The organism is Mesorhizobium huakuii (genome assembly GCF_014189455.1).
Taxonomy (GTDB): domain Bacteria; phylum Pseudomonadota; class Alphaproteobacteria; order Rhizobiales; family Rhizobiaceae; genus Mesorhizobium; species Mesorhizobium huakuii_A.
Map to the genome: position 1 here is coordinate 2,226,401 of NZ_CP050296.1, position 24,811 is coordinate 2,251,211.

The 24,811-nt window shown below is 62.4% G+C and carries 23 protein-coding genes, 1 tRNA gene and 1 pseudogene; 6 read left to right on the forward strand and 19 right to left on the reverse strand.

The features are described from left to right. Window positions 1-7: 7 nt before the first annotated feature. On the reverse strand, window positions 8-1,339 hold the full coding sequence (locus HB778_RS10880; RefSeq protein ID WP_183463722.1) for a sugar ABC transporter permease: 1,332 nt from the start codon (window positions 1,337-1,339) through the stop codon (window positions 8-10). A gap of 145 nt (window positions 1,340-1,484) precedes the next feature. Further along, window positions 1,485-2,525, reverse strand: coding sequence for a D-xylose ABC transporter substrate-binding protein (gene xylF, locus HB778_RS10885; RefSeq protein ID WP_096450970.1), 1,041 nt, complete (start codon window positions 2,523-2,525; stop codon window positions 1,485-1,487). Between the two features lie 268 nt (window positions 2,526-2,793). Here xylF and HB778_RS10890 point away from each other — a divergent pair, with 268 nt between their 5' ends. Then, window positions 2,794-4,041: an ROK family protein gene (locus HB778_RS10890; RefSeq protein ID WP_183463724.1), complete on the forward strand. Its 1,248-nt coding sequence runs from the start codon at window positions 2,794-2,796 to the stop codon at window positions 4,039-4,041. A gap of 154 nt (window positions 4,042-4,195) precedes the next feature. Here HB778_RS10890 and phoB read toward each other — a convergent pair whose 3' ends face one another. The 7 genes from phoB to HB778_RS10925 all read right to left on the reverse strand — a co-directional run bounded on the left by phoB (window position 4,196) and on the right by HB778_RS10925 (window position 14,105). Next, window positions 4,196-4,885 carry a phosphate regulon transcriptional regulator PhoB gene (gene phoB / locus HB778_RS10895; RefSeq protein ID WP_010911896.1) on the reverse strand — a complete coding sequence of 230 codons (690 nt, stop codon included), beginning with the start codon at window positions 4,883-4,885 and terminating at the stop codon, window positions 4,196-4,198. A gap of 19 nt (window positions 4,886-4,904) precedes the next feature. Next, the gene (gene phoU / locus HB778_RS10900) at window positions 4,905-5,612 is read right to left on the reverse strand and encodes a phosphate signaling complex protein PhoU (RefSeq protein WP_010911897.1); all 708 of its coding nucleotides are present in this window, start codon (window positions 5,610-5,612) and stop codon (window positions 4,905-4,907) included. A gap of 25 nt (window positions 5,613-5,637) precedes the next feature. Further along, window positions 5,638-6,441, reverse strand: coding sequence for a phosphate ABC transporter ATP-binding protein PstB (pstB, locus tag HB778_RS10905; protein WP_027053973.1), 804 nt, complete (start codon window positions 6,439-6,441; stop codon window positions 5,638-5,640). After that, window positions 6,438-7,289, reverse strand: coding sequence for a phosphate ABC transporter permease PstA (gene pstA, locus HB778_RS10910; protein WP_183463726.1), 852 nt, complete (start codon window positions 7,287-7,289; stop codon window positions 6,438-6,440). Before pstA ends, pstB begins: the two co-directional genes overlap by 4 nt. A gap of 3 nt (window positions 7,290-7,292) precedes the next feature. Beyond that, window positions 7,293-8,276 carry a phosphate ABC transporter permease subunit PstC gene (pstC, locus tag HB778_RS10915; RefSeq protein ID WP_183463728.1) on the reverse strand — a complete coding sequence of 328 codons (984 nt, stop codon included), beginning with the start codon at window positions 8,274-8,276 and terminating at the stop codon, window positions 7,293-7,295. A 68-nt stretch (window positions 8,277-8,344) separates the two neighbouring features. Beyond that, window positions 8,345-9,400, reverse strand: coding sequence for a phosphate ABC transporter substrate-binding protein PstS (gene pstS / locus HB778_RS10920; RefSeq protein WP_183463730.1), 1,056 nt, complete (start codon window positions 9,398-9,400; stop codon window positions 8,345-8,347). Between the two features lie 535 nt (window positions 9,401-9,935). After that, the gene (locus tag HB778_RS10925) at window positions 9,936-14,105 is read right to left on the reverse strand and encodes a PAS domain-containing protein (protein WP_183463732.1); all 4,170 of its coding nucleotides are present in this window, start codon (window positions 14,103-14,105) and stop codon (window positions 9,936-9,938) included. A 216-nt stretch (window positions 14,106-14,321) separates the two neighbouring features. Here HB778_RS10925 and HB778_RS10930 point away from each other — a divergent pair, with 216 nt between their 5' ends. Continuing rightward, window positions 14,322-14,651 carry a hypothetical protein gene (locus HB778_RS10930; RefSeq protein WP_244661974.1) on the forward strand — a complete coding sequence of 110 codons (330 nt, stop codon included), beginning with the start codon at window positions 14,322-14,324 and terminating at the stop codon, window positions 14,649-14,651. Between the two features lie 46 nt (window positions 14,652-14,697). On the opposite strand, the gene HB778_RS10935 is transcribed toward HB778_RS10930, so the two are convergent. Together HB778_RS10935 and HB778_RS10940 are read right to left on the reverse strand one after the other, a co-directional pair. Then, on the reverse strand, window positions 14,698-14,934 hold the full coding sequence (locus tag HB778_RS10935) for a hypothetical protein (RefSeq protein WP_095201295.1): 237 nt from the start codon (window positions 14,932-14,934) through the stop codon (window positions 14,698-14,700). A gap of 128 nt (window positions 14,935-15,062) precedes the next feature. Continuing rightward, window positions 15,063-15,764: a DUF2865 domain-containing protein gene (locus HB778_RS10940; protein ID WP_244661888.1), complete on the reverse strand. Its 702-nt coding sequence runs from the start codon at window positions 15,762-15,764 to the stop codon at window positions 15,063-15,065. A 529-nt stretch (window positions 15,765-16,293) separates the two neighbouring features. Between HB778_RS10940 and HB778_RS10945 the strand changes: the two genes are divergently transcribed. Further along, on the forward strand, window positions 16,294-16,509 hold the full coding sequence (locus tag HB778_RS10945) for a hypothetical protein (protein WP_183463736.1): 216 nt from the start codon (window positions 16,294-16,296) through the stop codon (window positions 16,507-16,509). 140 nt (window positions 16,510-16,649) lie between these two features. On the opposite strand, the gene HB778_RS10950 is transcribed toward HB778_RS10945, so the two are convergent. Continuing rightward, entirely contained in the window at window positions 16,650-17,021 is a 372-nt protein-coding gene (locus tag HB778_RS10950) for a hypothetical protein (RefSeq protein ID WP_183463737.1), read from the reverse strand. Between the two features lie 128 nt (window positions 17,022-17,149). Here HB778_RS10950 and HB778_RS10955 point away from each other — a divergent pair, with 128 nt between their 5' ends. Then, window positions 17,150-17,401, forward strand: coding sequence for a hypothetical protein (locus tag HB778_RS10955; RefSeq protein WP_183463739.1), 252 nt, complete (start codon window positions 17,150-17,152; stop codon window positions 17,399-17,401). Here the strand turns inward: HB778_RS10955 and HB778_RS10960 are convergent. The 3 genes and pseudogenes from HB778_RS10960 to HB778_RS41065 form a co-directional block, all read right to left on the reverse strand. Then, window positions 17,393-18,244, reverse strand: a pseudogene (locus HB778_RS10960) (glutathione S-transferase family protein). The gene HB778_RS10955 and the pseudogene HB778_RS10960 sit on opposite strands and share 9 nt — an antisense overlap. A gap of 29 nt (window positions 18,245-18,273) precedes the next feature. Next, on the reverse strand, window positions 18,274-18,855 hold the full coding sequence (locus HB778_RS10965) for a VOC family protein (protein WP_183463741.1): 582 nt from the start codon (window positions 18,853-18,855) through the stop codon (window positions 18,274-18,276). 904 nt (window positions 18,856-19,759) lie between these two features. After that, window positions 19,760-20,368, reverse strand: coding sequence for a hypothetical protein (locus HB778_RS41065; RefSeq protein ID WP_210308073.1), 609 nt, complete (start codon window positions 20,366-20,368; stop codon window positions 19,760-19,762). A 366-nt stretch (window positions 20,369-20,734) separates the two neighbouring features. Between HB778_RS41065 and HB778_RS10975 the strand changes: the two genes are divergently transcribed. Further along, a complete protein-coding gene (locus HB778_RS10975; RefSeq protein ID WP_183463743.1) occupies window positions 20,735-21,013 on the forward strand; it encodes a GlsB/YeaQ/YmgE family stress response membrane protein in 279 nt (92 codons plus the stop codon). 1,151 nt (window positions 21,014-22,164) lie between these two features. Here the strand turns inward: HB778_RS10975 and HB778_RS41440 are convergent. The 4 genes from HB778_RS41440 to HB778_RS10990 form a co-directional block, all read right to left on the reverse strand. Beyond that, a complete protein-coding gene (locus HB778_RS41440; RefSeq protein ID WP_348524706.1) occupies window positions 22,165-22,437 on the reverse strand; it encodes a PilZ domain-containing protein in 273 nt (90 codons plus the stop codon). Window positions 22,438-22,603: 166 nt separating this feature from the next. Then, a tRNA-Glu gene (locus HB778_RS10980) sits at window positions 22,604-22,678 on the reverse strand. Window positions 22,679-22,768: 90 nt separating this feature from the next. After that, on the reverse strand, window positions 22,769-23,176 hold the full coding sequence (locus tag HB778_RS10985; protein WP_183463745.1) for a VOC family protein: 408 nt from the start codon (window positions 23,174-23,176) through the stop codon (window positions 22,769-22,771). Window positions 23,177-23,229: 53 nt separating this feature from the next. Continuing rightward, entirely contained in the window at window positions 23,230-23,613 is a 384-nt protein-coding gene (locus HB778_RS10990) for a fimbrial protein (RefSeq protein WP_183463747.1), read from the reverse strand. 24 nt (window positions 23,614-23,637) lie between these two features. Here HB778_RS10990 and HB778_RS10995 point away from each other — a divergent pair, with 24 nt between their 5' ends. Further along, the gene (locus HB778_RS10995; protein ID WP_183463749.1) at window positions 23,638-24,693 is read left to right on the forward strand and encodes an RluA family pseudouridine synthase; all 1,056 of its coding nucleotides are present in this window, start codon (window positions 23,638-23,640) and stop codon (window positions 24,691-24,693) included. Window positions 24,694-24,811 lie beyond the last annotated feature (118 nt).

The following is a 24,811-nucleotide window of genomic DNA, read 5'->3' on the forward strand; positions in this document are numbered from 1 at the left end:
TTCTCCCCTAAACCCGCTTGCGATAGACGGTGTCGAGCCACACCGCGATGACCAGCACGGCGCCGACGACGATGCTCTGCAGCGGCGAGTCGATGCCGAGCAGCACCATGCCCGACTGCAATGACTGCATCAGAAGCGCGCCCAGCATGGCGCCCATCACCGTGCCGGCGCCGCCGGCGAGCGACGTGCCGCCGATGACAGCGGCGGCGATGACCAGAAGTTCATCCAACGTGCCAAGCGCATTGGTCGACGCGTTGAGCCGCGCCGACGAGATCGCCGCGCTGATCGCGGCCAGCACGCCCATGATCATGAACACCTTCATGGTCACCCAGCGTGTGTTGATACCGGCGAGTTCGGCCGCCTCCGGATTGCCGCCGATGGCAAAGACATAGCGGCCGAAACGCGTGCGCTTGGTGATGAAGGTCATGATGATGCCCACTGCCACCGCCATCAGCACCGGTATGGCAATGCCATGCGCGATGAACAGCCCGCCCTCGGGAACGGTAATGCCGTTCTGCTGGGCGTACTGGCGCACGATGCCGATCGGCCATGGATAGGAATTGGCGATCCAGACGGCGCCAAGGATAGCGGCGCAAGCAACCACGCCAAGCAAGGTCTCGGCCCAAACGGGGCGCAGCGGAAAGTGGAACCGCTTGCGCTGCGACCTGCCGTTGAGCAGCATGAAGGCGACCGCCACGCAAGCGACGACACCGACGATCCAGCTGGCGGTGGCGCCGATCGAGCCGCGTGGTCCGCCGCCCATCAGCTGGAAGGTTGTGTCGAGCGGCGCGACCGTGCGCCCGCTGGTGATCAGCCATGCCATGCCGCGCCAGACCAGCAGGCCGCCCAGCGTCACGATGAAGGCCGGAACCTCCATATAGGCGATGATGAAGCCCTGGAATGCGCCGATCAGGAGACCAAGCACCACGCCGGCCGCCAGCGCGATGATCCAGAGCCAGGGGTTTCCAAGCTGGAAACCGACGACGCGAATGAGGAACTCGGCCTGCGCCACGCCCATGATCATGCCGATCACGCCTTCGACGGATCCGACCGAGAGGTCGATGTTGCGCATGACGATGACCAGCACCATGCCGGTCGCCATGATCGCGACCGAAGAGGTCTGCACCGACAGGTTCCACAGATTGCGTGGCGTCAGGAAAAGTCCACCCGACAGGATATGGATGCCGACCCAGATGACCAGCAGCGCACCGACCATGCCGAGCATGCGCGTGTCGAGTTCGGTAGCCTTGAGAAACCTTCCAACGGCGCTGAGTTCGGATGCACGCGCTTTGTCCGCCGCCGTGCTGCCGACCGGTTGATTAGAGGTCGTGTCGGTCATGCTATCCTCCCACCGGTTTACCGTCTGGCGCGGATGCCGGAACATGGATGCTATTTGCTTTCCGCAGTCACTTGAAGCGGGAAGCCCCTGGAGAAACGCCGCGGCTTTTGGGCCGCGGCGTCGATATCGAACCGTATTGCGCCGTTTAGTTGCAGGCCGCGACGCTGCCGGCAGCGACGCCCGCGCAGACTTCGTCCTTCTTGATCCAGCCGGCGTCGATGACGACGTTGAGATTGTCCTTGGTGATGGCGACCGGGGTCAGGAACAGCGACTTGACGGTGTTGCCGCCAGGCGTCGTGAAGTCCTTGACGCCGGCGATGTCGGTCATCTTCTTGCCGTCGGCCAGCTGCGAGGCAATCTCGGCGGCGTTCTTGCCGAGTTCGCGCGCGTCCTTCCAAACCGACACGGTCTGGGTGCCGAGCGCGATGCGGTTGAGCGCGGCATGGTCGCCGTCCTGGCCCGACACCGGCACGGTGCCGGCGAGACCTTGCGCCGTCAGCGCCGCGACGACGCCGCCGGCGGTGCCGTCATTGGCCGCGACGACCGCATCGACCTTGTTGTCGTTGGCGGTCAGGAACTGTTCCATGTTCTTCTGGGCGTTGGCGGGCAGCCAGCCATCCGTATAGGCCTCACCGACATTCTTGATCTTGCCGCTGTCGATGGCCGCCTTGAGCACTTCCATCGAGCCCGAGAACAGGAAGTCGGCATTCGGATCGGCGCCCGAGCCCTTGATAAAGACATAATTGCCTTCCGGCTTGGCCTTGAACACCGCAGCGGCCTGCAAGCGGCCGACTTCCTTGTTGTCGAAGGTCAGGTAGAAGACGTCCTTGTTCTCGATCAGGCGGTCATAGCCGACGACCGGAATGCCTTCGTCCAACGCCTTCTGCACGGCCGGGCCGATGGCCGAGGCGTCCTGCGCCAGGATGATCAACGAATTGGCGCCCTGCGAGATGAGGCTCTCGACATCGGTAAGCTGCTTGCCGGGATTGGACTGTGCGTCGGCGGAAATGTACTTGTCGCCGGCGGCCTCGATGGCCTTCTTCATGGCGGCTTCGTCAGTCTTCCAGCGCTCTTCCTGGAAGTTGGACCACGAAACGCCGATGACCTTGTCCTTCGCCTGCGCGACCGACGCAAGCGTCAGCGACATGGCGACACCCGCCAGGATGGCGGCTGTGAATCTCTTCATGATATTCCTCCCTGCGCCGCGTATGGCGCGACCAAACTGGCCCTAAGGCCGGCACAGAGGCTCTATTTTTTCGAGCCTCGAAAAACACTGGTCCAACACCGGAACGCTGTCAACAACGATTCTGATGGATTTTGATGTCCCTGCGAATTTTTTCGAGCCTCGGAATAAATAAATGACAGGACGGGCCGCTTCTGCCAGTATTTGACCGTGTCGCACGCGGCGTTTGAGGGGCCGGAGGAACCGCGGCGACCGGGAGGATGTGGAAAACATGTCGGTCGGAATCCGTCACGACGATCTGCGCCGGCGCAACCGCGCCATGGTGATTGCGGCCGTGCGCCGGGCCGGCCGGCCCTCGCGCACCGAGATCGCCGCGACCACCGGCCTCAGCCATTCGACCATATCGGCGATTTCCTCCGATCTGATCGGTGAAGGCATCCTGGCCGAAGGCAAGCCGAGCGAGGCCGGCTCGCTGAAGCGCGGCAGGCCGCAGGTCGGCCTCGGCCTCAACCCGGAGGCCGCGGCCGTCATGACCGTGGTGCTGTCGCTGAATTTCCTGTCCGTCGCCGTCATCGACTATGCCGGCCAGGTGATATCGGAGGAACAGCGCCGGCTGGACACGCTGACCATGTCGCGCGAGGCGCTGATCGGCGAATGCGTCGCCATCGTGCGGCGGCGCCTCGAGGATCCCGATATCGACGTGCGCAGCGTCGCCCGCATCGCACTGGCAATCCAGGGCATCACAGACACCGAGGCCCGGGCGATGCTGTGGTCGCCGATCACGCCACAGACCGACATCGCCTTCGCCGATATACTCGAAGCCGAGTTCGGCATCCCCGCCACCATGGAAAACGACTGCAACATGATGGCGGTGGCGCTGCGCTGGCGCGATCCCGAGCGTTACCGCGACGACTTCATCGCCATCCTGCTTTCGCACGGCATCGGCATGGGGCTGGTGTTGAAGGGCGAGCTGTTCACCGGCACCCATTCCTCGGGCGGCGAGTTCGGCCACATGATCCATCGGCCAGGCGGCGCGCTCTGCCGCTGCGGGCGGCGCGGCTGCGTCGAGGCCTATGCCGGCAACTACGCCATCTGGCGCAATGCCCGGCAGCTCGGTGAGGACACCGAGCCGGTCGCAGATGTCAGCGACGCCCAGATGCGGGCACTGGCCGCGACGGCGCGGGAACGGGACGGGCCCGAGCGCGAAGCCTATCGTAAAGCCGGCGAGGCGCTCGGCTATGGCCTCGGCAGCCTGTTCGCGCTGATCGATCCCGCACCCGTCGCCATGGTCGGCGTCAGCGCCGCCGCCTTCGACCTGATCGAGCCGGCATTGCGCGAGGCGATCGCCCAGACCGCTGGCGGCCAGCACTCGAAATCGATTTCCTTCGACACCGAACCGAACGAACTGCCGCTGATCCGCGAAGGCTGCGCCATGCGCGCACTGACCTTCGTCGACCAGGAGATTTTCGCGCCGGGCGGGCAGGGTAAGTCAGGCGTTGCCGGCAAGAACGTTGCCTGAGTAACGCGCAGGGATATGTTGAGATTCAGGTCAGGCCGAGTCGAGAATGGCGGGTTCCGAGAACCGGAACGGAGCGGACATTTGGGTCCGTGAGTACCGGAAGCGCGGGAAACCGCCATTCGCAGGCCGGCATCACCTGAATATCAGCATATCCCTAATCCTCGCGGATCGCGTAGCCCGCCCCCCGAATGGTCCTGATAACATCGGGCATGCGGCCATTGTTGACCGCCTTGCGCAGCCGGCCGACATGCACGTCCACGGTGCGCTCGTCGATGTAGATCGTCTCGCCCCAGACATTGTCGAGCAACTGGCTGCGCGAGAACACGCGACCGGGATGGCGCATCATGAATTCGAGCAGGCGGAACTCGGTCGGCCCGAGCCGGATCTCGCTCTTCTTGCGATAGACCCGGTGCGATTCGCGGTCGAGCACGATGTCGCCGACCTTGAGCACGCTGGACAGAACTTCCGGCTTGGCGCGGCGCAGCAGCGCCTTGACGCGAGCCATGAATTCCGGCGTCGAGAACGGCTTGACCAGATAGTCGTCGGCGCCGGTCGAAAGGCCGCGCACACGGTCGCTTTCCTCGCCGCGCGCGGTCAGCATGATGATCGGCAGCCGCTCGGTCTCGGGCCGCATCCGCAGGCGCCGGCAGAGTTCGATGCCGGACACCGCCGGCACCATCCAGTCGAGCACCAGAAGGTCGGGCACGTTTTCCTGCAGGCGGATTTCGGCTTCGTCGCCGCGTGTCACCACCTCGACCTGGTAACCCTCCGATTCCAGATTGTAGCGGAGGAGCACGCCAAGCGGCTCCTCATCCTCCACCACCATGATGCGTGGTGCGATCATCGATTGGTTACCCCTGCGCTCAGGCCGCCGGCGCCGACATCGCCGTCTCGTCCTGTTTTGGACGGTTGGCGGGCAGTTGCGTGCCGGTCAGGACATAGTACGCGTTTTCGGCGATGTTGGTCACATGGTCGCCGATGCGTTCGAGATTCTTGGCGCAGAACAGCAGATGCGTGCAAGCCGTGATGTTGCGCGGATCCTCCATCATATAGGTCAGCAGTTCGCGGAAGACGGAGGTGTATTTGACGTCGATGCGCTCGTCGTCGGCGCGCAGCTTCGCCAGCGCGGCGGCATCGCGCGCCGCATACTCTTCGATCACGCCCTGCACCTGGATCAACACCAGCTGCGCCATGGCGTCGATGGAGTGCGAAAGATCGCGCGGCGTGGCGCTGAGCCCGACGGTGCCGACGCGCTTGGCGATGTTCTTGGCAAGATCGCCGATGCGTTCGAGGTCGCCGGCCATGCGGATCGAGCCGACGACATGACGCAGATCGTCGGCCATAGGCTGGCGCTTGGCGATCAGTGTGATGGCGCGGTCGTCGAGCTCGCGCTGGCGCGCATCCATGATGGCGTCGTCGGAGACCACGCGCTGTGCCAGAGCATTGTCGGAATTCAGCAGTGCCTTGGTGGCACCGCCGACCATCGAGCCGGCGAGATCGCCCATGTCGCTGATCAGTCTGCTGATCTGTCCGAGATCCTCGTCGAAGGCTGCGACTGTATGTTCGGCCATGATCCTGGTCCTCGTATGCGTGCGATCAGCCGAAGCGGCCGGTGATGTAGTCTTGCGTGCGCTTCTCGCGAGGCGACGTGAAGATCTTCTCGGTTTTGTCGAACTCGACCAGTTCGCCCAGATACATGAAGGCGGTCTGCTTCGACACGCGCGCCGCCTGCTGCATATTGTGGGTGACGATGACGATCGTGTAGTCGGCTTGCAATTCGTCGATCAGCTCCTCGATCTTGGCGGTCGACAGCGGGTCGAGCGCCGAGGCCGGCTCGTCGAGCAGGATGACTTCCGGCTTCACCGCCACGGTGCGGGCGATGCACAGCCGCTGCTGCTGGCCGCCCGACAGGCTGAGGCCGCTGGCATTGAGCTTGTCCTTGACCTCGGTCCAGAGTGCCGCGCGCTTCAGCGCCTGCTCGACACGGCCGTCCATCTCGGCCTTGCTGATCTTCTCATAGAGCCTGACGCCGAAAGCGATGTTCTCGTAGATCGACATCGGGAACGGCGTCGGCTTCTGGAACACCATGCCGATCTTGGTGCGCAGCAGGTTGAGGTCCTGCGAGCGGTCGAGAACGTTCTGGCCGTCGAGCAGCACCTGGCCCTCGGCGGTCTGCTTGGGATAGAGCTCGTAGATGCGGTTGAAGACGCGCAGCAGCGTCGACTTCCCGCAGCCCGAAGGGCCGATGAAGGCGGTGACGCTGCGTTCGGGCAGCGACAGCGTGATATCCTTCAGGGCCTTCGACTGGCCATAGTAGAAGTTGAGGTTCTTGACCTCGATCTTGGCCTTGGCCACCGCCTCGGCGGCGATCGTCATGTCTGGAGACAACATCTGGCTCATTTGTCCTCTCTGCGTCCGGTCAGGCTGCGCGCAAAGATGCTGAGCGCGAGAACCGTCAATGTGATGATGAGTGCGCCGGTCCAGGCCAGCTGCTGCCATTCCTCGTAAGGGCTGAGAGCGAACTGGAAGATGGTGACAGGCAGGCTGGCCATCGGCGCGTTGAGATTGCTCGACCAGAACTGGTTGTTCAGCGCCGTGAAAAGAAGCGGCGCCGTCTCGCCGGAGATGCGGGCGATGGCCAGCAATATGCCGGTGACGATGCCGGAAAGTGCGGCGCGGTAGGCAACCGAGCGGATCACCACCCAGCGCGGCGCGCCGATCGCGGTGCCGGCTTCGCGCAAGGCGTTTGGCACCAGATTGAGCATGTCTTCAGTGGTGCGCACCACGACCGGGATGACCAGGATGGCAAGTGCGACGGCGCCGGCGATTGCTGAGAAATGCCCCATCGGCCGCACCATCAGCTCATAGACGAACAGGCCGATGATGATCGACGGAGCCGACAAAAGGATGTCGTTGATGAAGCGCACCACGGTGGTGAGCTTCGAGAAGCGGCCGTACTCGGCCATGTAGGTGCCGGCCAACACGCCGATCGGCGTGCCGACGATGATGCCGATGATGGTCATCACGATGCTGCCGTAGATGGCGTTGAGCAGGCCGCCGGCATCGCCGGGCGGTGGCGTCATTTCCGTGAAGACCGACAGTGAGAGGCCGGACAGGCCCTTGTAGAGCAGGGCGCCAAGGATCAGCGCCAGCCAGGCAAGGCCGATGCCGGCGGCAACGACGCACAGCGTCATCATCACGCCATTCTTGCGCTTGCGGCTCTGGTGAAGCGATGCGGCTGTCGACATCGGTCAGGCTCCGGTGCGGGCGTCAATGCGCATCAGCATGTAGCGGGCGATGGCAAGGATCAGGAAGGTGATGACGAACAGGATCAGGCCGAGCGCCACCAGCGAGGAGGTGTAGAGATCGCCGACCGCTTCGGTGAATTCGTTGGCGATGGTCGCCGAGATGGTCGTTGCCGGCGCAAACAGCGACGTCGAGATGCGGTGCGCGTTGCCGATGACGAAGGTCACCGCCATCGTTTCGCCGAGCGCACGGCCGAGAGCGAGCATGACGCCGCCCATGATGCCGATGCGCGTGTAAGGAATGACGACCCGGCGCGTGACTTCCCAGGTCGTGCAGCCGATGCCATAGGCCGATTCCTTGAGCACCGATGGCACCGTATCAAAGACGTCCTTGGTGATCGAGGTGATGAAAGGCAGGATCATGATGGCCAGGATCATCGCCGAGGTCAGCAGGCCGATGCCGTAAGGGGGACCGGCGAACAGGCCGTTGAGGCCCGGAACGCCGTGAAACACGTTGATGATGAAAGGCTGCACCGTCGTCTGCAGGAACGGCGCCAGCACGAACAGGCCCCAGATGCCGTAGATGATCGAAGGGATGCCGGCCAGCAATTCCACCGCCATGCCGATCGGGCGACGAAGCGGACGCGGGCAAAGCTCGGTGAGGAAGATGGCGATGCCGATGCCGAGCGGCACGGCGATCAGGATGGCGATGGCCGAGGTGATGATGGTGCCGTAGATCGGCGCCAGGGCACCGAACTTCTCCGTCACCGGGTTCCAGCTTTCGCTGGTCAGGAAGGAGAAGCCGAAGGTCGACAGAGCTTGCCAGGAACCGGCTACCAGCGAGATCGCAACGCCACCGAGCAGGACCAGCACCAATATGGCGGCGGCGCGGGTCATTCCATGGAAGATCGAATCGGTCAGCGCGAACCGTCGAACGGTGGCGTCGCGCGAACCTCTAACGGCTGGCAAGGCTTCCTGGACAGCGCTCATGTCAAGCTCGGCTCTTTCAAGTTGATGAGAAAAGGAGCGCCGCAGGCGCGACGCTCCTTCAGACGATATTACTCGCCGGCGTAGACGGGCTTGCCGCCGGCCTGGATGTCGGCCTTCCACGAAGCCTTGATCAGGTCGACGACGCTGTCGGGGATCGACACGTAGTCGAGCGCCTTGGCGGTTTCCTTGCCGTCCTTGTAGGCCCAGGCGAAGAACTTGAGCGCTTCGCCGGTGGCAGCGGCATCATCCGGAGCCTTGTGGATCAGCACCCAGGTGGAGGCAGCGATCGGCCAGGTGGTGTCGCCAGGCTCGTTGGTGATGATGACGTTGAAGTTCTTGGCGGTCTTGAAGTCGGCATTCGAAGCGGCAGCGCCGAAGGATTCGAGCGACGGCTCGACGACCTTGCCGGCTGCATTCAGCATCTTGGAGTAGGACAGGTTGTTCTGCTTGGCATAGGCGTATTCGACGTAGCCGATGCCGCCGTCCGTCTGCTTGACGGTGTTGGCAACGCCTTCGCTGCCCTTGGCGCCGACGCCCGTCGGCCATTCGACGGCGGTGTCCGAACCAACCTTGTCCTTCCAGTCGGGCGAGAGCTTCACCAGATAGTTGGTGAAGTTGAAGGTGGTGCCCGAGCCGTCCGAACGGTGGACCACGGCGATCGCGGTCGACGGCAGCTTGAGGCTGGGGTTCAGCGCCTTGATCGCGGCGTCGTCCCAGGTGGTGATGGCGCCGAGATAGATCTGCGCGATCGTCTTGCCGTCGAGGACGAGTTCGCCCGGCTTGACGCCAGTGAGGTTGACGATCGGCACGATGCCGCCCATCACCATCGGGAACTGCACGAGGCCGTTCTTTTCCAGATCGGCATCGGACATCGGCTTGTCGGTGGCGCCGAAGGTCACGGTCTTGGCGATGACCTGCTTGATGCCGCCGCCGGAGCCGATCGACTGGTAGTTGAGGCCGACGCCGGTATCCTTCTTGTAGGTATCAGCCCACTTGGCGAACACCGGATAGATGAAGGTCGAGCCGGCGCCGGAAAGGTCAGCTGCGATGGCTGCGGAAAGGGTGAAAGTAGACGCTGTAGCCATTGCAATCGCAACGGCCGCCGAGCGGATGAAATGTCTCATGTGGCCTGCTCCTGTTCGGAAGATGGTCTCTCGGCGCCATTCAAAACCGGCGCCCGCTGAGGCCAATAGACTTCGATTATTACAGTCGCATGACAGTTTCATGTCAGCCCGGTAACGCGTCGCTGGCACTCGAAAAGACGGTGACGGCAGATGGTCGTGGCCAGGTCCAGGTTTGCCCCCGAAATCAGGGGCTTGAGCCATCCGCCGGCTGCGGCCACCGCCGGATTCGGCGGGGCTTTCCCAGGTGAAGAAAATCCGGACGGGAGTGCGTTGCTCAAAGCCAGAGCGTGTCGTGGCCGGGCCATCGCCAAAAACAGGTCCGTTGGGGTAGGTTGACGCTGTCTCTTTCCGGCGGTCGCTGCTCCCGCCCGTAACTGCAAAAGGCGGAATTCGATTTTGCTATTGTTCCGACTCGGCGCCGCCTTTGGTATGGTGCGATCGCACCATAGGCATTGCACGTAGGGGTAGCAGCAAATCCGCGATTGATTCCCTCGGCTTGCCTCTTCAGATCCTTGGAACCGGGCGACGCGCGCTGCTATCCCGCGCTGCGCTGGACCTGGCGGCTGGCGCCGAGCCAGCGCTCGACTTTCTCCAGCAGGGCCCTGGGGCTGATCGGCTTGGGCAGATAATCGTCCATGCCCGCCTCAAGGCAGCGTTCGCGATCGCCCTTGAGCGCATGCGCGGTGACGCCGACAATCGGCACATGCGTGCCAGTTTCCTGCTCCAGTTGGCGGATCGCGGCGGTCGCCTCGAGCCCGCTCATCTCCGGCATCGAGACATCCATCAGGATCATGCACGGATTGAGCTTGCCGAAGGCGTCGAGCGCCTTGCGGCCATTGCCGACGATCTCGAAGCCGTAACCGGTCTCGCCAAGAATCTGGGTGAAGACCATCTGGTTCACCTCATTGTCCTCGGCCACGAGGATATCCAGCCTGTGTCCGCCATCGCCGGTGGCAGGCAGCCTCGGACGAACCGGCGGCGGCTGCAATTGCGCGCGTTGTTCGGACAGCGCCAGTGGCGGCCGCTGGGGAGCATCAAGTCTCTCGGTTGCAAGCTGGACCGGGATGTCCGTGGTGTGGCGATGGCGCTGGATGGTCGCGACCAGCGTCTCCAGGAGCACGGAGGAGCGCGCCGGCTTGATCAGCTGGGCGTCGATGCCGAGATCGCGGTAACTGGTGTTGGCGAGCGACTGGTCGACCGAGGTCAGCATGATGATCGGCGTCTCGGCAAGGCCTTCGGTGTTGCGCACGATGCGCGCCATTTCGGCACCGCTCATCTCTGGCATCTGGTAGTCGAGCACGACGCAATCGACAGGCACGCCATAGGCGGCGGCCGCGATCAGCACCTTGAGACCCTCGGCGCCGCTTTCGGCCGCGCAAGAATCGAACGTCCACGAAGTCATCTGCTCGGTCAGGATGGCTCGGTTGACGGCATTGTCGTCGACGATCAGCACGCGCGCGCCGGTCACGTCCACCGGCATGATGCGCTGCCCGTTCTGCTGTCCGGCCCTGGGCAACGTTACGGTGAACCAGAAGGTCGAGCCCTTGCCCTCGGCGCTCTCGACGCCGATCTCGCCGCCCATCAGTTCGACCAGCCGTGAAGTGATGGCAAGGCCCAGCCCGGTGCCCTCATGCCGCCTTGTCGAGGAGGTGTCAACCTGGCTGAATTTTTCGAAGACAAGCTTCAGCTTTTCCTCGGGGATGCCGATACCGGTGTCGGTGACCGAGATCGTCAGCCTTGTTCCGGCCGGGACCCTCTCGCCGGTCACATCGACCAGCACATGGCCTTCATCGGTGAATTTCACCGCATTGCCGAGCAGGTTGGTGACGATCTGGCGGATGCGGCCGACATCGCCGATGAACAGGCTTTCGAGCCTCGGCTCGACGCGCACGATGAGCTCGAGGTCCTTTTCCTTGGCCCGTGTCGACACCAGCGTCGCCACGTCCTCGATCGCCTCGGCAAGGTTGAAGGGCGCCGGATCGAGCACCATCTGGCCGGCATCGATCTTGGAGAAATCCAGGATGTCGTTGATGATGGTCAACAGCGCGTTGCCCGACTTGACGATGATGTCGGTGAACGTCTTCTGCTTCGGATCGAGATTGGATTTGGCCAGGAGTTCCGCCATGCCCAGCACACCATTCATCGGCGTGCGGATCTCATGGCTCATATTGGCAAGGAATTCCGACTTGGCGCGGTCGGCGAGCACGGCGCGCTGGCGCGCCTCGCTGAGCTCCGCCTCGCGCATCTTCAGTTCCGTGATGTCGGTGGTCGATCCGATCAGGTAGAGCGAACCGTCCGACGCGATCATCGCGCCCTTGCGCGCGAACTGATGCCTGACGCTGCCATCGGGGAGTGTCACACTCTCCTCGATCTCCTGGGTATCGCCGGTGCGCAGCACCGCCAGATCGCCGGCCACGAAAGCCTCGCCATCCGGCCCGAAGATCTCGATGTCTGTCTTGCCGATCGCATCTTCCCTGCCGAGACCGGTCAGATCGCACCAGCCCTTGTTGACATAGAACTGCCTGAGATCGGAGCGCTTGGCGTAGATCGACACCGGTACATTATCGATCAGGCTGCGGAACACCTCGTTCTCGCGCATGCTCTCTTCCAGAGCCCGCTCGCGCGCCTTGACTTCGGTGATGTCGGTGCTGGAGCCGACCAGATGCACCGATCCGTCAATGGCCACCAGGCGGCTCTTGCGCGTCATCAATTGCCGCACCGTGCCGTCGCGGTGGGTGACGGGCTCCTCGACCTCACGCACGGCGCCGGTCGCCACGACATCGGTGTCGTCATGGCTGTAGCCTTCCGCGTCCTCGGCGCCGAACAGCTGGCGATCGGTCCGGCCGATGACGTCTTCCTTTGCGAGGCCGGTAATCGCGCACCAGGCCTTGTTGACGAATTCGATGCTCAGATCCTGCGCCTTGATGAAGGCGGCCACCGGCAACTCGTCCATAACGTGCCGGAAGAGATCGATCTGGCGCATCGAGTCGCGCAGCGCCGCCTCGCGGCTCTTGATGTCGGTGATGTCGACACGCACGCCGATGAACGTGCTGTCATCGGTGCGCATGTCGTAGACCTGGTACCAGCGTCCATCGGCATTGAGCCGCTCGTAGGAAGAATTTGGCAGGTGGTAGCGCGCCAGCATGCTGTCGAGCCAGCGTTCGGGTTCGGTCTCGTACAGCCTGTCGATGCCGGCATCGCCGCTCGAGCGGAAATAGCCGACCGAATGGCCGAACTCCAGCGCCTCGCGGAAGCTGCGGCCGGGCTGCCAGAAGGGTTTGAGCGCGGGCAGCGAGTCCTGCAGCTTGCGGTTGGCGAAGACGAACTGGTCGTCGCGGTCGTAGATGATGACGCCGGCCGGCAGCGATTCCAGCACGCTGGCAAGATGCCTGCGCGCATCCTGTGCCTCGGTCTCGCGGCCCTTCATGTCGGTGACGTCGACATAGGAGATGAGCCGCTTGCCGCCGGGCAGCGGCGCCAGCGATGCGACAAGCGTGCGCCCGTCATTGTGCGGCAATTGCCTGGAGCCGGCGACGCCAGCCCTGATTTCGGCTTCGCGCTCGGCCGTGTGACGTTGCCAGGCAATTTCATCGGCGCCGTAAGGGTCGATGCCGCGGCTGGCTTCCATCAGCTCGCGGAAGGCCGAGCCGATGCCGGCGCGGCCGGGATCGATCCTCCAGAAGTCATAGAAGGCGCGATTGATGACTTCGGCACGCATATCGGCATCGAGGACGAGAACGCCGATCGGCATCTCATCGACCATGGTGCGCAGATTGGCGAAGGTCTCGGCGATTTTGGCGTTGGCGCTCTCGATCTCGGCATCGCGACGCTTGAGTTCGGTGACCTCATAGTAGGTCAAGAGCCGCTTGCCGCCGGACAGCGCCGTCACCGAGAACATCATCGTCCTGCCGTTGGCATGGACAAATTCGCGTGGCGCGACGGAGCCGGCGCGAATCTCCTCGATACGGGTGGCGAGGTAGCGCTGCCACGGCTGTTCGTCGATGTCGCCATAGATGCCATTGCGGCGGTTGAGTTCCATCAGCCGGCTGAACGGAGCGCCGACGGTCACGGCATCGTCCGGTATCCTCGACAGGTCGCGATAGGCCTTGTTGACGATCAGCGTGTCGAGCTTGGCATCAAGAAGCACGACGCCCATGTGCATGGCGTCCATCGTCCGTTCCAGATCGGCAAGATGCCGGTCGGGTTCGCTGCCCGACAACGGGTTCTGCTCCACGGTCTCGAAGGCGCTGGCCAGCGCCGTGACATTGCGGCCTATGCCGCGATAGCCGGCAAATTCCCCTTCGCCGTCAAACCGTGGGAAGCCTGACGTCAGCACCCAGCGGCAGTCGGCGCCGCCGCCCTTCAGTTCGTAGACGAAGTCGCGGAACGGCCGGCGCGCCTGCAGATCCTCCAGATGCGCAGCCGCGCTGTGGTTACCCTTCAGGACCTGGTTGAGGAAATCGAAGCGGAACCGGCCAAGCACATCGGCCGGATCGATGCCGGTGGCCGCCTGGTAGGTGGGGGAAAGCCAGGAGAACCGCAGTTCGGCGTCGGTCTCCCAAACCCAGTCCGAGCCTGCCTCGACCAGTTGGCGAAGCGCATCGGTCGAATCCATGTCCGCGCGCGGTGGCGCATCGCGGCGATGTACCGCCTTGCCGGGCTCACGCTTGCCGCGCGCGCCGATTGTTTCGTCCGCTTCCGCCATGCTGTCCCCACCCCGAAAATCAAGGCCGAACCCTCCCTCCGCGGTTCGTCGGCGGAATGTGCCCGAGAAGCATTAACGATCCGCTAACCTTAACGGCGCAACCAGCGCGTTCCTCCTGCGTTATTCAGTCCGGTTGTCGGGCGGACCAAGGCCGCGTTATAAGCCCGTGCAGGGGTGTTGCTAATGTATGGACGGATAGGGCCTTTCTTGCTGGGCGTGGTGCTGCTTTTCGGCAGCGGCTGTTCGCGCAGCTATGACGGCACGGTGATCATTCCGCGGCCGCTCGACGCCAGGCGCTTCTGGGACCGGCCGCCACCCAATATCGACTACGCCCCGCCGGCCGACAACGGCGCCTTTCCGGTGCCGCCACAGCCGCCACCCGGACGACTTTCTGATCGCAGGGTTTTGAAGCCTGCCGTGCATAGACGGCACCAGACGCGATTTTCGCCGCCGCCTCCCCCGCCCTCGGACTCGGATTCGCAAAAGCAATTGGCATGCAGGAACGTGAGCGCGCCAGGCCAACGGGTTCGCATGGTCTGCGAATAGGAGCAATTCAGGGAAGCTGCCCGCCGGAGCCTCACAGCGGACAGGCCTATAGCGATGCCGCGCCCTTCTTCGGTTCCTTTGCGCCAAGCTTGTCGAGCGCAAGACGAACCTGGCGCAAATCGTCCTGCCAGCCGTCATCATCGCCCATGGAACTCTCCGACGCCGCCCGCTGCAGGCCGCGCGCCTCGGATTCGATCTCACGCAGTTCGGCGACCTTCTCGTCATTGGTCAGTGAGCCGTCTTCGACGATCTCCAGAACCCGCATTTCCCTGAACGTGGCCATGGCGTTTCTCCTGGCTGATGTCGATCACAACGCCGTGAGCGCCCCTCTGTTCCAGACGGTTCTATAGCCGGCTGCACCATGACAGCCTGCTGCAAGCTGTTATCCGATGGATGCGCAGAGAGGGGCGGTCATTCAGCCGGGAAGAAGGCCGGGCCGACCACGCGCACCGGCCGCTTGCTGGCCTCGATCGACTGCAGCTGAGCGACAGCCGCGGTCTCGGTGCCGGATTGCGGGATCGCCGCAACGTTGCCGAGGTCCGGCTTTGGCTGCGGCAGGGGAATGACGGCGTTGGTCATGTTTGTCGGCGTCACCGTCCTTGCCCGCAATTCGGCAACGCGCTGGTAGTAGCGCTTGACGTCGCAGGCCTTGAAACTGGCATCGTCGCGGTAGCGGAAAGCCGACGGCAGTTCGGTATAGGGTTTGCGCGTATCGAGCGCGACCATCTTTTCGGTTTCAAGACTGGCATCGCTGAGCGTGTAGAGATCGACGGCCGGATCATCGCAGATGTAACGGCACTGATCGGCCATATCCTTGACATCGTCGTTGCCGGCAAATTGCGACTTTGGCGCGGGGAAGAAGTAGCCATCCGACAGGCGCACGCAAAACAGCATCGCATTGCCGGCATAGATTGCTCCGCCGGACTGGGTCTTCGGCGCCGGGCGCTCCTTCGCCCCGAACGTGCAGCCGAGCGCCGCGAACCGTGCCTGCAGGCCGAAATGTCCCGGCCAGAATTGGATGCGGCGGCCATCTGGCGCAGCACCTCCGTGCGGTTTCTGGCAAGGTCGGCACAAGCGTTGAAGAAGCCGCCCGTGGCGCTTTGCGCCGTGCATCTGCGTTGCCTCTCCAGGCCCTGGATCGCCGCAAGCTGGCGGCGCAGTTGCGCCAGTTCGGGGCTCGCGCCCCCACCGCGGCCGCCAGAAAGCAACTGACCTCTGATGGCGCTGCAACTATCCGCGTAGGAAGACGCCGTGCCAAGCGCAGAGGCCGCCACCGTCACCAGTGCGATCATCATGAGAAACCAGAAACGGATCATCGGGGCGACGTTGTCCTTGTTGCTGACGGACTGGAATCGCGTTCTTTCGACTTGGATAATCTATAACTAAATGAGCTATACCTAATAATTGAAGAGTTACGACATGAAACAGACTTTCATCTAGTGTAATAGGATCGCTCCTGTAAATTCGATATTACATTTTTATTTCAAGATTGAGACGAACCGGAAAACAATGCGGCCAGTCCGGCGGCTGTCGAAATCGCTGGACCATGGACCGCAGGGGCGAACGATCAATCCGGCGTTACCGGCACCTGACCTTGAAACCTTTGCCTGACTGCCGCGTTGATGGGCAGAGGAGAACGCAGATGTCGATCCACTTCACGGTATCGGAACTGACAAGAAACCTTTTCCATTCTCTCGGGCTGGATCACGAGCGCGCGCCACGACCGCTCAATCCCGAGCAAAACCTGTTGCTTGAGTGCTATCTGGCCGGACAGATTCCGGAATCGGCCTGGAGCGACTACGTGTTCGAAACACCGGATCTGGCACGGCATGCCGAGGTCCGGCGCCTGAACCATTGAGCAATTGTTTCTTCAAAGCCAGCCTGGCGGAGGCGTAAGGCCTTACCAGGCAGCCTGTCCGAAAGCTTTCCCTCGCCCATGGACATCAGGGATGTGTATCCGGGTGCCGCCATTTCTCACTGAAAGGTCGGCGGCAACAGCTATTTCTTCGGAGAAACCAGTTGCAACGTGAAGACGTTGCCGCCAACGCCTTGCGCCAAAGCCGGTGAAAAAGTCAGGGGCGTGCAATTCTTGACGGCGGCAATGGCCGCGTCGATGAATGCCTTCCGCGCCTTGTCATCGCCGGCGACTTTGACGGCGGTCGGCCGTGGCGGACCGATCAGCGAGCCGTCGCGCTTGAAGCTGAAGCTCAGGGTTACGGTCGAATTCCCGGCGTCCGCCGGCGGCGTCCAGCACGCCTGGATCGCGTCCCCGACATCATCCATTGTGTTGAGCACTGCTGCCTGTGACGGGAGAAGCGTCCCAGCCAGCATTCCACCTGCCATCACAAGCGTTGCCGCCACGCATTTCATCGCAAGCCCTCATCTCGCTCCAGGCCGGCATTCCAAGCCGAATCCGCTGGAAGCGATGTTAGAGCCAGCGTCGGCGATGACAATATCCCGATGTGAAAAGTTGATGCTCTGGCGCAATTCCAGGAAAAGTGTCAGCGGTTTTCCGTCCGGAATTGCGCAAAAACAAAGAGATAGAGCGGCTCGCCGTTTCCGTGAAACGGAGCAATGCTCTGGCGTTGCCTGGTCACCGTCGCGCGATGTCCCGGCATGAGGCCGAAAAAGCAAAAAAGGCCGGCACGGAGCCGACCTTTCCTTCCACCGATCATGCGCCAGTACATCCGTGGTCGCGCGGTGAATTCCTGCCAGTAGACAGGGCTTTGGTTAACGAAGCCTTAAGCTGAAGCCTTCGCCTGCGACCGCACATAGGCGATGTAGCCACGCACGTCGCCGGCCGGCTCGGCGTAGGCCTTGCCGAGCTTCTTCTCGATTGCCGCCATATACTCCTTCGCCCATTTGGGCAGCGCGTAGTCGATGACCGCCAGGAACTCGAGCGTCGCCGCCAGCCTTATGTCGGCGATCGACGGGTTCTTGCCGCCGATGAACGGCTTGCCGTCCCTGAAGAAGCTGTGGAAGACCTCCAGCGGCTCGGCGATCGCGGCCATCGCGGCCTTCTGTGCTTCCGACTTCTTGTCCGGATGGGCATCGCTGTGGCCGACCTCGCCGGCATATTGCGGGAACCCCAGCGCCGGGTAGGTGGCGCGCGCCACAAGGGGGGTAGAGCGTGCCGATCAGGTAGAACATGGCGCTGTCGACCATCGCCCGCTTGGCCGGCGCCTTCGGATAGAATTTCTCCAGCCCGTGCTTGTTGGCGAGGTACTGCATGATGGCGCAGCTTTCCCACAGCACACCCCTGGGCAGCCCCTTGTCCTCGATCATCGGCGTCAGATGCGCCGGATTGCGCGCCATATATTCGGGCGAACGCGTGTGGCCCCAGGCGTCGGTCTCGGCGGCGTCGAACCCGGCCGCGCGGGCAAACACCCGCACCGTCATGTTGTTGACGCTCGGCTTCAGCATGCTGAGCTTCAGCGCCGGCTTTTTCGCCGGCTTGGCCTTGGCGGCCTTCGGCGCCGACTTTTGAGCTGCCGGTTTTGCCGCTGCTTTCGCGGCCACTTTTGCCGCAGCCGCGCTTTCGGCTTTGCCTGGGCACCGGATTTCCCAGCACTCTTGGTCACTGTCTTTGCCATTATTGTCCTCCCTCTGTTTTTGTTGGCCGTCAGTATGGATTCTTCGGCGCCCGGTCGTCCGACAAAGTCGCGCGGGAGCTCTCGACAAGCGCCTGGATCGCGTCGGCAAGGTGTGCCTCGGCGATGTTGTAATCACCGCGTCCGACACGCAGCCTGTGCGCCTGCATCAGCACGTCCGCATGGGTGAAACCCGTTGGCGGCTCGAAGCGGTAGGAGGCGAGTTCGATCAGCAGGCCGAGCGGATCCTCGAAATAAATCGAATCCATGAAGCCGCGATCCTTGACGCCGCTGTGCTTGATGCCGCGCTCATCGAGCCGGGCGACCGCCTGCAGGAAGGTGACACGCGACACCGCAAACGCGATGTGGTGGACGCAGCCCGGATCGGTCGGCGTGCGCCGTTTCTGCGGCGTGCGGCTCTCATCGGTGAAGACGGTGATCAGCCGGCCGTCGCCCGGATCGAAATAGAGATGGCTTTCGCTGGCCTTGTCGAGGTTGGGCTGCTCGAAGATGAACGGCATGCCGAGCACGCCTTCCCAGAAATCGATCGAGGTCTGGCGCCCGGCGCCGACCAGCGTGATGTGGTGGACGCCCTGCGCTTGCAGTTTCTGCATCGGCCTTCTCCCCGTGGCATCGTTGCCCGTCAGGATCTGCCTGGCACCCGGCGTTCAGTGCGCCGCTTGAGCCCTGCCTCGAAATCCATGAGGTGATGCTAGTGCAATCGGACCCGCCGCGCCAGAAGCCGTAAGTCCTATCGCTGCATGACGGGAAACCCGCTCTTGGCCCTAAAAGCTCAAGAGACGGCGGAAGCGATCGCAAGGCGAAAGCCGCCCTTACCACGTCTCGGACGAAGCCACGACTAGGCGACGGCCCTGAGTTCGGCTTCCGCCAGCATTCCCAGGCCACTGCACTCAGTGCAGGTAACGGTTTTGCCCGGGCAACTGGTCTGGTGCGTCCCTTGCGGGCAGCAATGCCCTTTCGACGCACTCCATCTGGAGCAATCGAAAACCTTGCCGCCGCCATAGCAGCGCGGGCAAATCATCTTCACTGACGCCATTCCAACTCTACCCGACCCAAAATCCACGTTGCCGCGGATGCTACCCCACGCCGTAAGTAACAGGGATCGTTGCGCTTTCAAGCGTCGCGGCCTGACTTAAATTGGGGGATTCGAGGCACGCGGGCCGTCGCGCTTTCGCGGGCCTCGCCAATCCCGCCAGGCCGAACGCGATCCGCGCGGGTGCATGCCCCGAGTGTTGTCCAGGGCCATTCTACGCGCAGAGAGGATGGCCCCGAAATGTGGATAGGGCTGTTTCCTTCATCTGTTCGGCCGATGCGGTACGTCATCCTGAGGGCTACATTGGAGATGATCCTACGGATCACTGAGTAGTCCACAGCCAGTCCCCTGCGGCTACTCCAAGGGCCCCGCTTGACTCCCGGTCGGCGGGGCTTTTCCGTGCAGTCAACAGGGCGACCTTGCGGCGTAAAAGCGGATGGTTGATCAGCCCGCAATTGCCCCGATCAAAGATTGAAGACATGCGAAGCGGTCAGTCCGGCCAGCAGCACGCCCGCAAGGAGAGCGATGATCGAGGCGAGGAACCAGCGCAGTGTGACCTGATAGACCGGCTCGTCGTCGTCGCGCGGGAGCAGCGAACGCCACAGTGCGACGAGTTGCAGGACGATGGCCAGCGCGAGCAGGAGCGTCGCCAGGATCGAGGCAGTCGTCCATCCGCCATCAGCTTCGAAATTCCAATACCGCAGGAAAAGAAGCGAAAATCCGAGCAATACGGTGATCGCCGAGATCACGCCCTGTCGGTAGCCGACAGGCAAGGGAACTCTGCGCGCCTCGATTGCCTGAAAACCCGGCTCGATGGCCTCATCGGGATCCTGACGCTTGGGTGAGTCGATCATGAAGGCAACATCTGATTTGGCAGGCCCTTGGAAGTCGGCGCAGGTCTTGTTCAATCGATACCATCGAGGAAGCCATGTAGCGCCGTCATCATCATCCTTGCGCCTTCCTCGCGCAAGGTGAACGACTTGAAACGATCGACAGCGGGGAGTCCGACCAGACACATGGTTGACGCGCCTGTTCGCCCTCCAGATCATCGCTATCTGGAAGTGCGCAGCCAAGGCCGGATCTATGGCCGAGGTGATAATCAATGGCGTGACAGTGCGTCTGGTGCCTGGGATCTATTCCTGATCTTCGGGGCGCCAGCAAGGCGACTTGCGAGGCGTCGGAGGTAAAAAAGAGCGCCGGTAGACTCGGACTCCTCAGCCGGCGCTCAATAGCGCAGGGGTTTAAGCCACGCCATGCATCAAGGTAACGCCGGCCATCATGGGCTTCATCCATCGATTGGATGACACGGGCTGATCGCCGCGAGTGGCGGCAGCAAGCGCTGTGGCTTTCGTGCGGATAGAGGATCGGCTATGGAACTCATCGGCTAGGCTGCGGGCGCCAGTAGCACGGTGAAAAAAGGGAGCCCCACGAGGATCAGCATGCATCTGTCAAACGAGAGCATCATTGTCGTATTGGTAGTCGGCCTTGTTGCCGGATGGTTGGCCGGAAAGATCGTACGAGGGGCCGGCTTTGGTCTGATCGGGGACATAGCAATCGGGATCATCGGCGCGCTCATCGGCGACTGGCTGCTGCCTCGCTTAGGCATCCATCTTGGGACCGGGACGATCAGCTTGATCGTCAACGCCACCGTCGGCGCGATTGTACTTCTCCTGATCATCCGGTTGGTTGCCGGTGGCGGTCGATTTGGTCGTCGGTAGTCGCAGCGCATCGGTCGAACTTGGTGCCGCCGGCTACCTACAGCGGAGACGCGTCCTGCGCCTCCTGGCACGTCCTTGCTGGCGCTCCTTCATTCGCATGTGAGGCCCGCACCCAACTGTGCGCCGGGCCTCGGTACCAAGTCCTTGGGCTTCATCACAACGAAGGACGACATGCATAGGCAGCCATGGAATCCATTCTGAGATATTCACGGGGAATTTCTAAGGTGGAAGCAGTAGGCCTTTACCTTTGCCCAGGAAATCCGCCCTTCGCCTGCATCCTGGAGAAGGCCAAATGCAATTACATGGCCCAGGAAGCCTACCGCGCTGGCGGGCTCAAGCCGGACTTTGACGCATTGCCGTGGGAAGCTGATTACAGGGCAGCAAAACAAAAGGTCTAGAGCAATTCCAGGGAAAGTGTGAGCGGTTTTCCCGGGAAAGCGCGCAGCGCTTTCCCTTGGGAATTGCGTCAAAACAAAGAGTTAGAGCGGTTCGCCGTTTCCATGAAACTGTGAAATGCTCTAGGAACGAAGACCTGCTCTAACGAAGACCTGCTCTAATGTGCTCATTTTTCCCAGAAATCGCACCGACCCGTAAACCACTTCATTAGCCAGTACTTAATTAGGTCTGGGGAATTTTAACGAATCGTTGACCGCGCTGTCCTATTTTGGAACAGCGCGGTCAAACCCCAACCGGACCGCGCAGGCGGCTCCGGCAACCCAGCCCCCGCCGCACTGCCGGAGCCGCTACCACACGCATCTAAAATACCAGCAATGGTTGAATCAACAGTTACCGCACGTACTTTCCAGTGCGCTGTCCCGATCGTTAGACTTTGATGGAAAAAGGGTGGGCATGCGCTGGCTGGTTAGCCAGCCCCTATCAAGTACATCAAGAGGCCTACAACGGCGGCCACCGACGCTCCGCTGATAAGCAACGGCAAGCGGCGGCGCTTGCCTTGTTTGACTGGCCTTCCGTCTGCGGCGGCATAGGCGCTGTAAATGCGCCGGCCGTCCTCTCCGAACCGATCGCTATTTGGGTAAGCCTTTTTTGGCTTAGATCTCGGTCGAAGTATTCCCATGGCCTAGCCCGGATCACGATCCTTGCCGACAGTTTAGGGCTGTCTTCTTAGACTCAGCCATTTTCCGCATCCTGTTTCAATAGATCTGCACACCAAGCCGCTCGTTTTTTCTCCATCGCACGACAGCACGATATCTAGCGTCATCCGCAGGGATGTGAAGAACGAACCGCTCAGGAATAACCACGCCCGGATCCACTCGTAGCTCTGCACCGTGAGCGTGCTGATTTCTGACGGAGCACCGGATGGTCGCATCTTCAGTGATGATGGTCCCGTCTTTTAGGACAGCACTCCGAAGATGCGAGCGTCGCTCAATTGGCGGATCGTCGGAGCCGCTGCTCATGGTTCTCATTCCTCGAAACACCGCGATTCATTTAGCTTGCGCTGAAATGGTTCCCAAAACGAAAAAGCCCGCCGGCCGGAGCCATCGGGCGAATGGGGCGTATGCGGCTCAATGGGAAGCGAAAATGACCTCTACGGAAGGCATGTTTGACGGTTTTGCGAGTGCTTGAAAACTCTGGTACGCCCAAGGGGAATCGAACCCCTGTTCCCGCCGTGAGAGGGCGGTGTCCTGACCGCTAGACGATGGGCGCGTTCAAGAACCGGCGATATAGGCTGACGGCTGGGAAAAAGCAACTGGGGTTCGGCGGCTTTACTGCAGCAAGCGAAAAGCAGCCCGCAGGTTACCGCTTGGGCTCGATCAGATCCCAGAGATTGCCGTGGAGATCAGCGAAAACCGCGACCGTGCCATAAGGCTCGAAGCGCGGCGCCTCGCGGAATTCGACGCCCTTTGCCAGCATCGCCGCATGGTCGCGCGCAAAGTCGTCGGTTTCGAGGAACAGGAAGACCCGGCCACCCGTCTGGTTGCCGATGCTATGCCTTTGTGCCTCGTCGGACGCCTCGGCCAAGAGCAGCCTGGCGCCCTGCCCGTTGGCCGGCGCGACCGTGACCCAGCGCTTGGCGCCGCCGAGATCGACATCCTCGAGGAGCAGGAAACCCAGCCGCCCGACATACCAGGCGATCGCCTCGTCATAATTGGCGACGACCAGCGCGACGGTCGCGACACGGCGATGTCCGGCGAAGCCTGTCATGACTGAGGCCTGTTCATTTCTGCGACAAACTTGTTTGTTGCATTGCCGCCGGCCTATTTGTTGCGAATTGCGAACTGGCCGATCAGGCGGCGCTCGGCGATATCATAGACGAAGATCGCACGGCCGCCGTCGGCAAGCTCGGCGTCGATCGAGATGCGATTGCCGGACAGCGACTGGCTGACCACTTTTGCGCCGACCGGCAGCACGATGTCGCCGCTGAGCGGCTCGCCGGCGGGCACCTGGACATCGCCGGCCAGCGACGCGTTCGCGGGCGGGGCGTTGCGCGCTTTGTAGACAAGGGCTCCGATCACCACCATAAGGGCGACAAACAGCAGGCCGAGATTGATGCCCATGAAGCGGATGAGCTTCTTGCGCACCTTTTCAGCTTCGGCGTCGAGCGGCTTCTCCTGGTCTTCGTCGACAATTGGGCTGGCCATGGCAAAACATTCCGGAATTTTTCAATGAGCGCTCATAACGAAGAGGCCCCCGAATTGATAGAGGAGCAATTCATCGCGGCAGCGCCCACCGTGCTGGTGGCGGGACCGGACGCGGCCGGCCAGCGCCTTGACCAGTGGCTGGCCGCCAGCCTCGGCCCTGATATGTCGCGCAGCCGCGTGCAGATGCTGATCAGGCAGGGCGCGGTCTCTATCGACGGCAAGCCTGTCGACGAGACCAAGCGAAAGGTGATTCCAGGCGAAAGCGTATCGGTTGCGATGCCGGAACCGGAGCCGGCCGCGCCTGCGGGAGAAAACATCGCGCTCGACGTGCTCTATGAGGACGACGCACTGATCGTCATCAACAAACCGGCGGGGCTGGTCGTGCATCCCGGCGCCGGCAACTGGACCGGCACGCTGGTCAACGCGCTGATCCATCACTGCGGCGACAGCCTGTCCGGCATTGGCGGGGTGCGCCGCCCGGGCATCGTGCACCGGCTCGACAAGGAGACCAGCGGCGTCATGGTGGTGGCCAAGACCGACCGCGCCCATAAGGCGCTGTCGGAAGCCTTCGCCGATCACGGCCGGACCGGCGATCTCGAACGCGCCTATCTGGCGCTGGTCTGGGGCATACCGCAAAGGCCGACCGGAACGGTCGATGCGCCGCTCGGCCGTGCCGCCGACCGGGTGCGCCGTGCCGTGGTGCCGGAAGGCCGCGACGATGCCCGCCATGCCGTCACGCACTTTGCCGTCCAGGAGCGTTTTGGCGAAAAACAGCAGGAGTTCGCCACCGCAAGCCTGGTCGAATGCCGGCTGGAAACCGGCCGCACCCACCAGATCCGCGTCCACATGGCCCATATCGGCCACCCGGTGATCGGCGACCCCGATTACGGCCAGGCCTTCCGCACCAAGGCCAACCGGCTGCCGGAACCGCTGAAAAGTCAGGTCAAGGCATTTTCCCGGCAAGCTTTGCATGCCTGGCTCCTTGCATTTCGTCATCCCGATACCGATTTACCGATGAGGTTCGAGGCGCCGATACCGGGGGACATGGAGGAACTCGTCGGCGGCTTTCGCAATCTCTGAACCCGCCATCAACAAGCTCGAAACCAGCCATCAAAAAACCTGACTGGCATTGTTCACTTCAGCGTGACACACTGTTTCGTGTTGAACAAATGCCTGTCTTTTCTGGTTTTGTTCCTGT

Coding starts and splice junctions, on each gene's coding strand:
- HB778_RS10985 (WP_183463745.1), bottom strand. CDS start 23,176: ATGACAGGCTTCGCCGGACATCGCCGTGTCGCGACCGTCGCGCTGGTC.
- pstA (WP_183463726.1), bottom strand. CDS start 7,289: ATGTCGACAGCCGCATCGCTTCACCAGAGCCGCAAGCGCAAGAATGGC.
- HB778_RS10940 (WP_244661888.1), bottom strand. CDS start 15,764: ATGCACGGCGCAAAGCGCCACGGGCGGCTTCTTCAACGCTTGTGCCGA.
- HB778_RS10945 (WP_183463736.1), top strand. CDS start 16,294: ATGTCGATCCACTTCACGGTATCGGAACTGACAAGAAACCTTTTCCAT.
- HB778_RS10935 (WP_095201295.1), bottom strand. CDS start 14,934: ATGGCCACGTTCAGGGAAATGCGGGTTCTGGAGATCGTCGAAGACGGC.
- HB778_RS10950 (WP_183463737.1), bottom strand. CDS start 17,021: ATGAAATGCGTGGCGGCAACGCTTGTGATGGCAGGTGGAATGCTGGCT.
- HB778_RS41440 (WP_348524706.1), bottom strand. CDS start 22,437: ATGAGAACCATGAGCAGCGGCTCCGACGATCCGCCAATTGAGCGACGC.
- HB778_RS10990 (WP_183463747.1), bottom strand. CDS start 23,613: ATGGCCAGCCCAATTGTCGACGAAGACCAGGAGAAGCCGCTCGACGCC.
- pstC (WP_183463728.1), bottom strand. CDS start 8,276: ATGAGCGCTGTCCAGGAAGCCTTGCCAGCCGTTAGAGGTTCGCGCGAC.
- HB778_RS10975 (WP_183463743.1), top strand. CDS start 20,735: ATGCATCTGTCAAACGAGAGCATCATTGTCGTATTGGTAGTCGGCCTT.
- pstS (WP_183463730.1), bottom strand. CDS start 9,400: ATGAGACATTTCATCCGCTCGGCGGCCGTTGCGATTGCAATGGCTACA.
- pstB (WP_027053973.1), bottom strand. CDS start 6,441: ATGAGCCAGATGTTGTCTCCAGACATGACGATCGCCGCCGAGGCGGTG.
- xylF (WP_096450970.1), bottom strand. CDS start 2,525: ATGAAGAGATTCACAGCCGCCATCCTGGCGGGTGTCGCCATGTCGCTG.
- HB778_RS10965 (WP_183463741.1), bottom strand. CDS start 18,855: ATGCAGAAACTGCAAGCGCAGGGCGTCCACCACATCACGCTGGTCGGC.
- HB778_RS10880 (WP_183463722.1), bottom strand. CDS start 1,339: ATGACCGACACGACCTCTAATCAACCGGTCGGCAGCACGGCGGCGGAC.
- HB778_RS10890 (WP_183463724.1), top strand. CDS start 2,794: ATGTCGGTCGGAATCCGTCACGACGATCTGCGCCGGCGCAACCGCGCC.
- HB778_RS10925 (WP_183463732.1), bottom strand. CDS start 14,105: ATGGCGGAAGCGGACGAAACAATCGGCGCGCGCGGCAAGCGTGAGCCC.
- phoB (WP_010911896.1), bottom strand. CDS start 4,885: ATGATCGCACCACGCATCATGGTGGTGGAGGATGAGGAGCCGCTTGGC.
- phoU (WP_010911897.1), bottom strand. CDS start 5,612: ATGGCCGAACATACAGTCGCAGCCTTCGACGAGGATCTCGGACAGATC.
- HB778_RS10995 (WP_183463749.1), top strand. CDS start 23,638: ATGAGCGCTCATAACGAAGAGGCCCCCGAATTGATAGAGGAGCAATTC.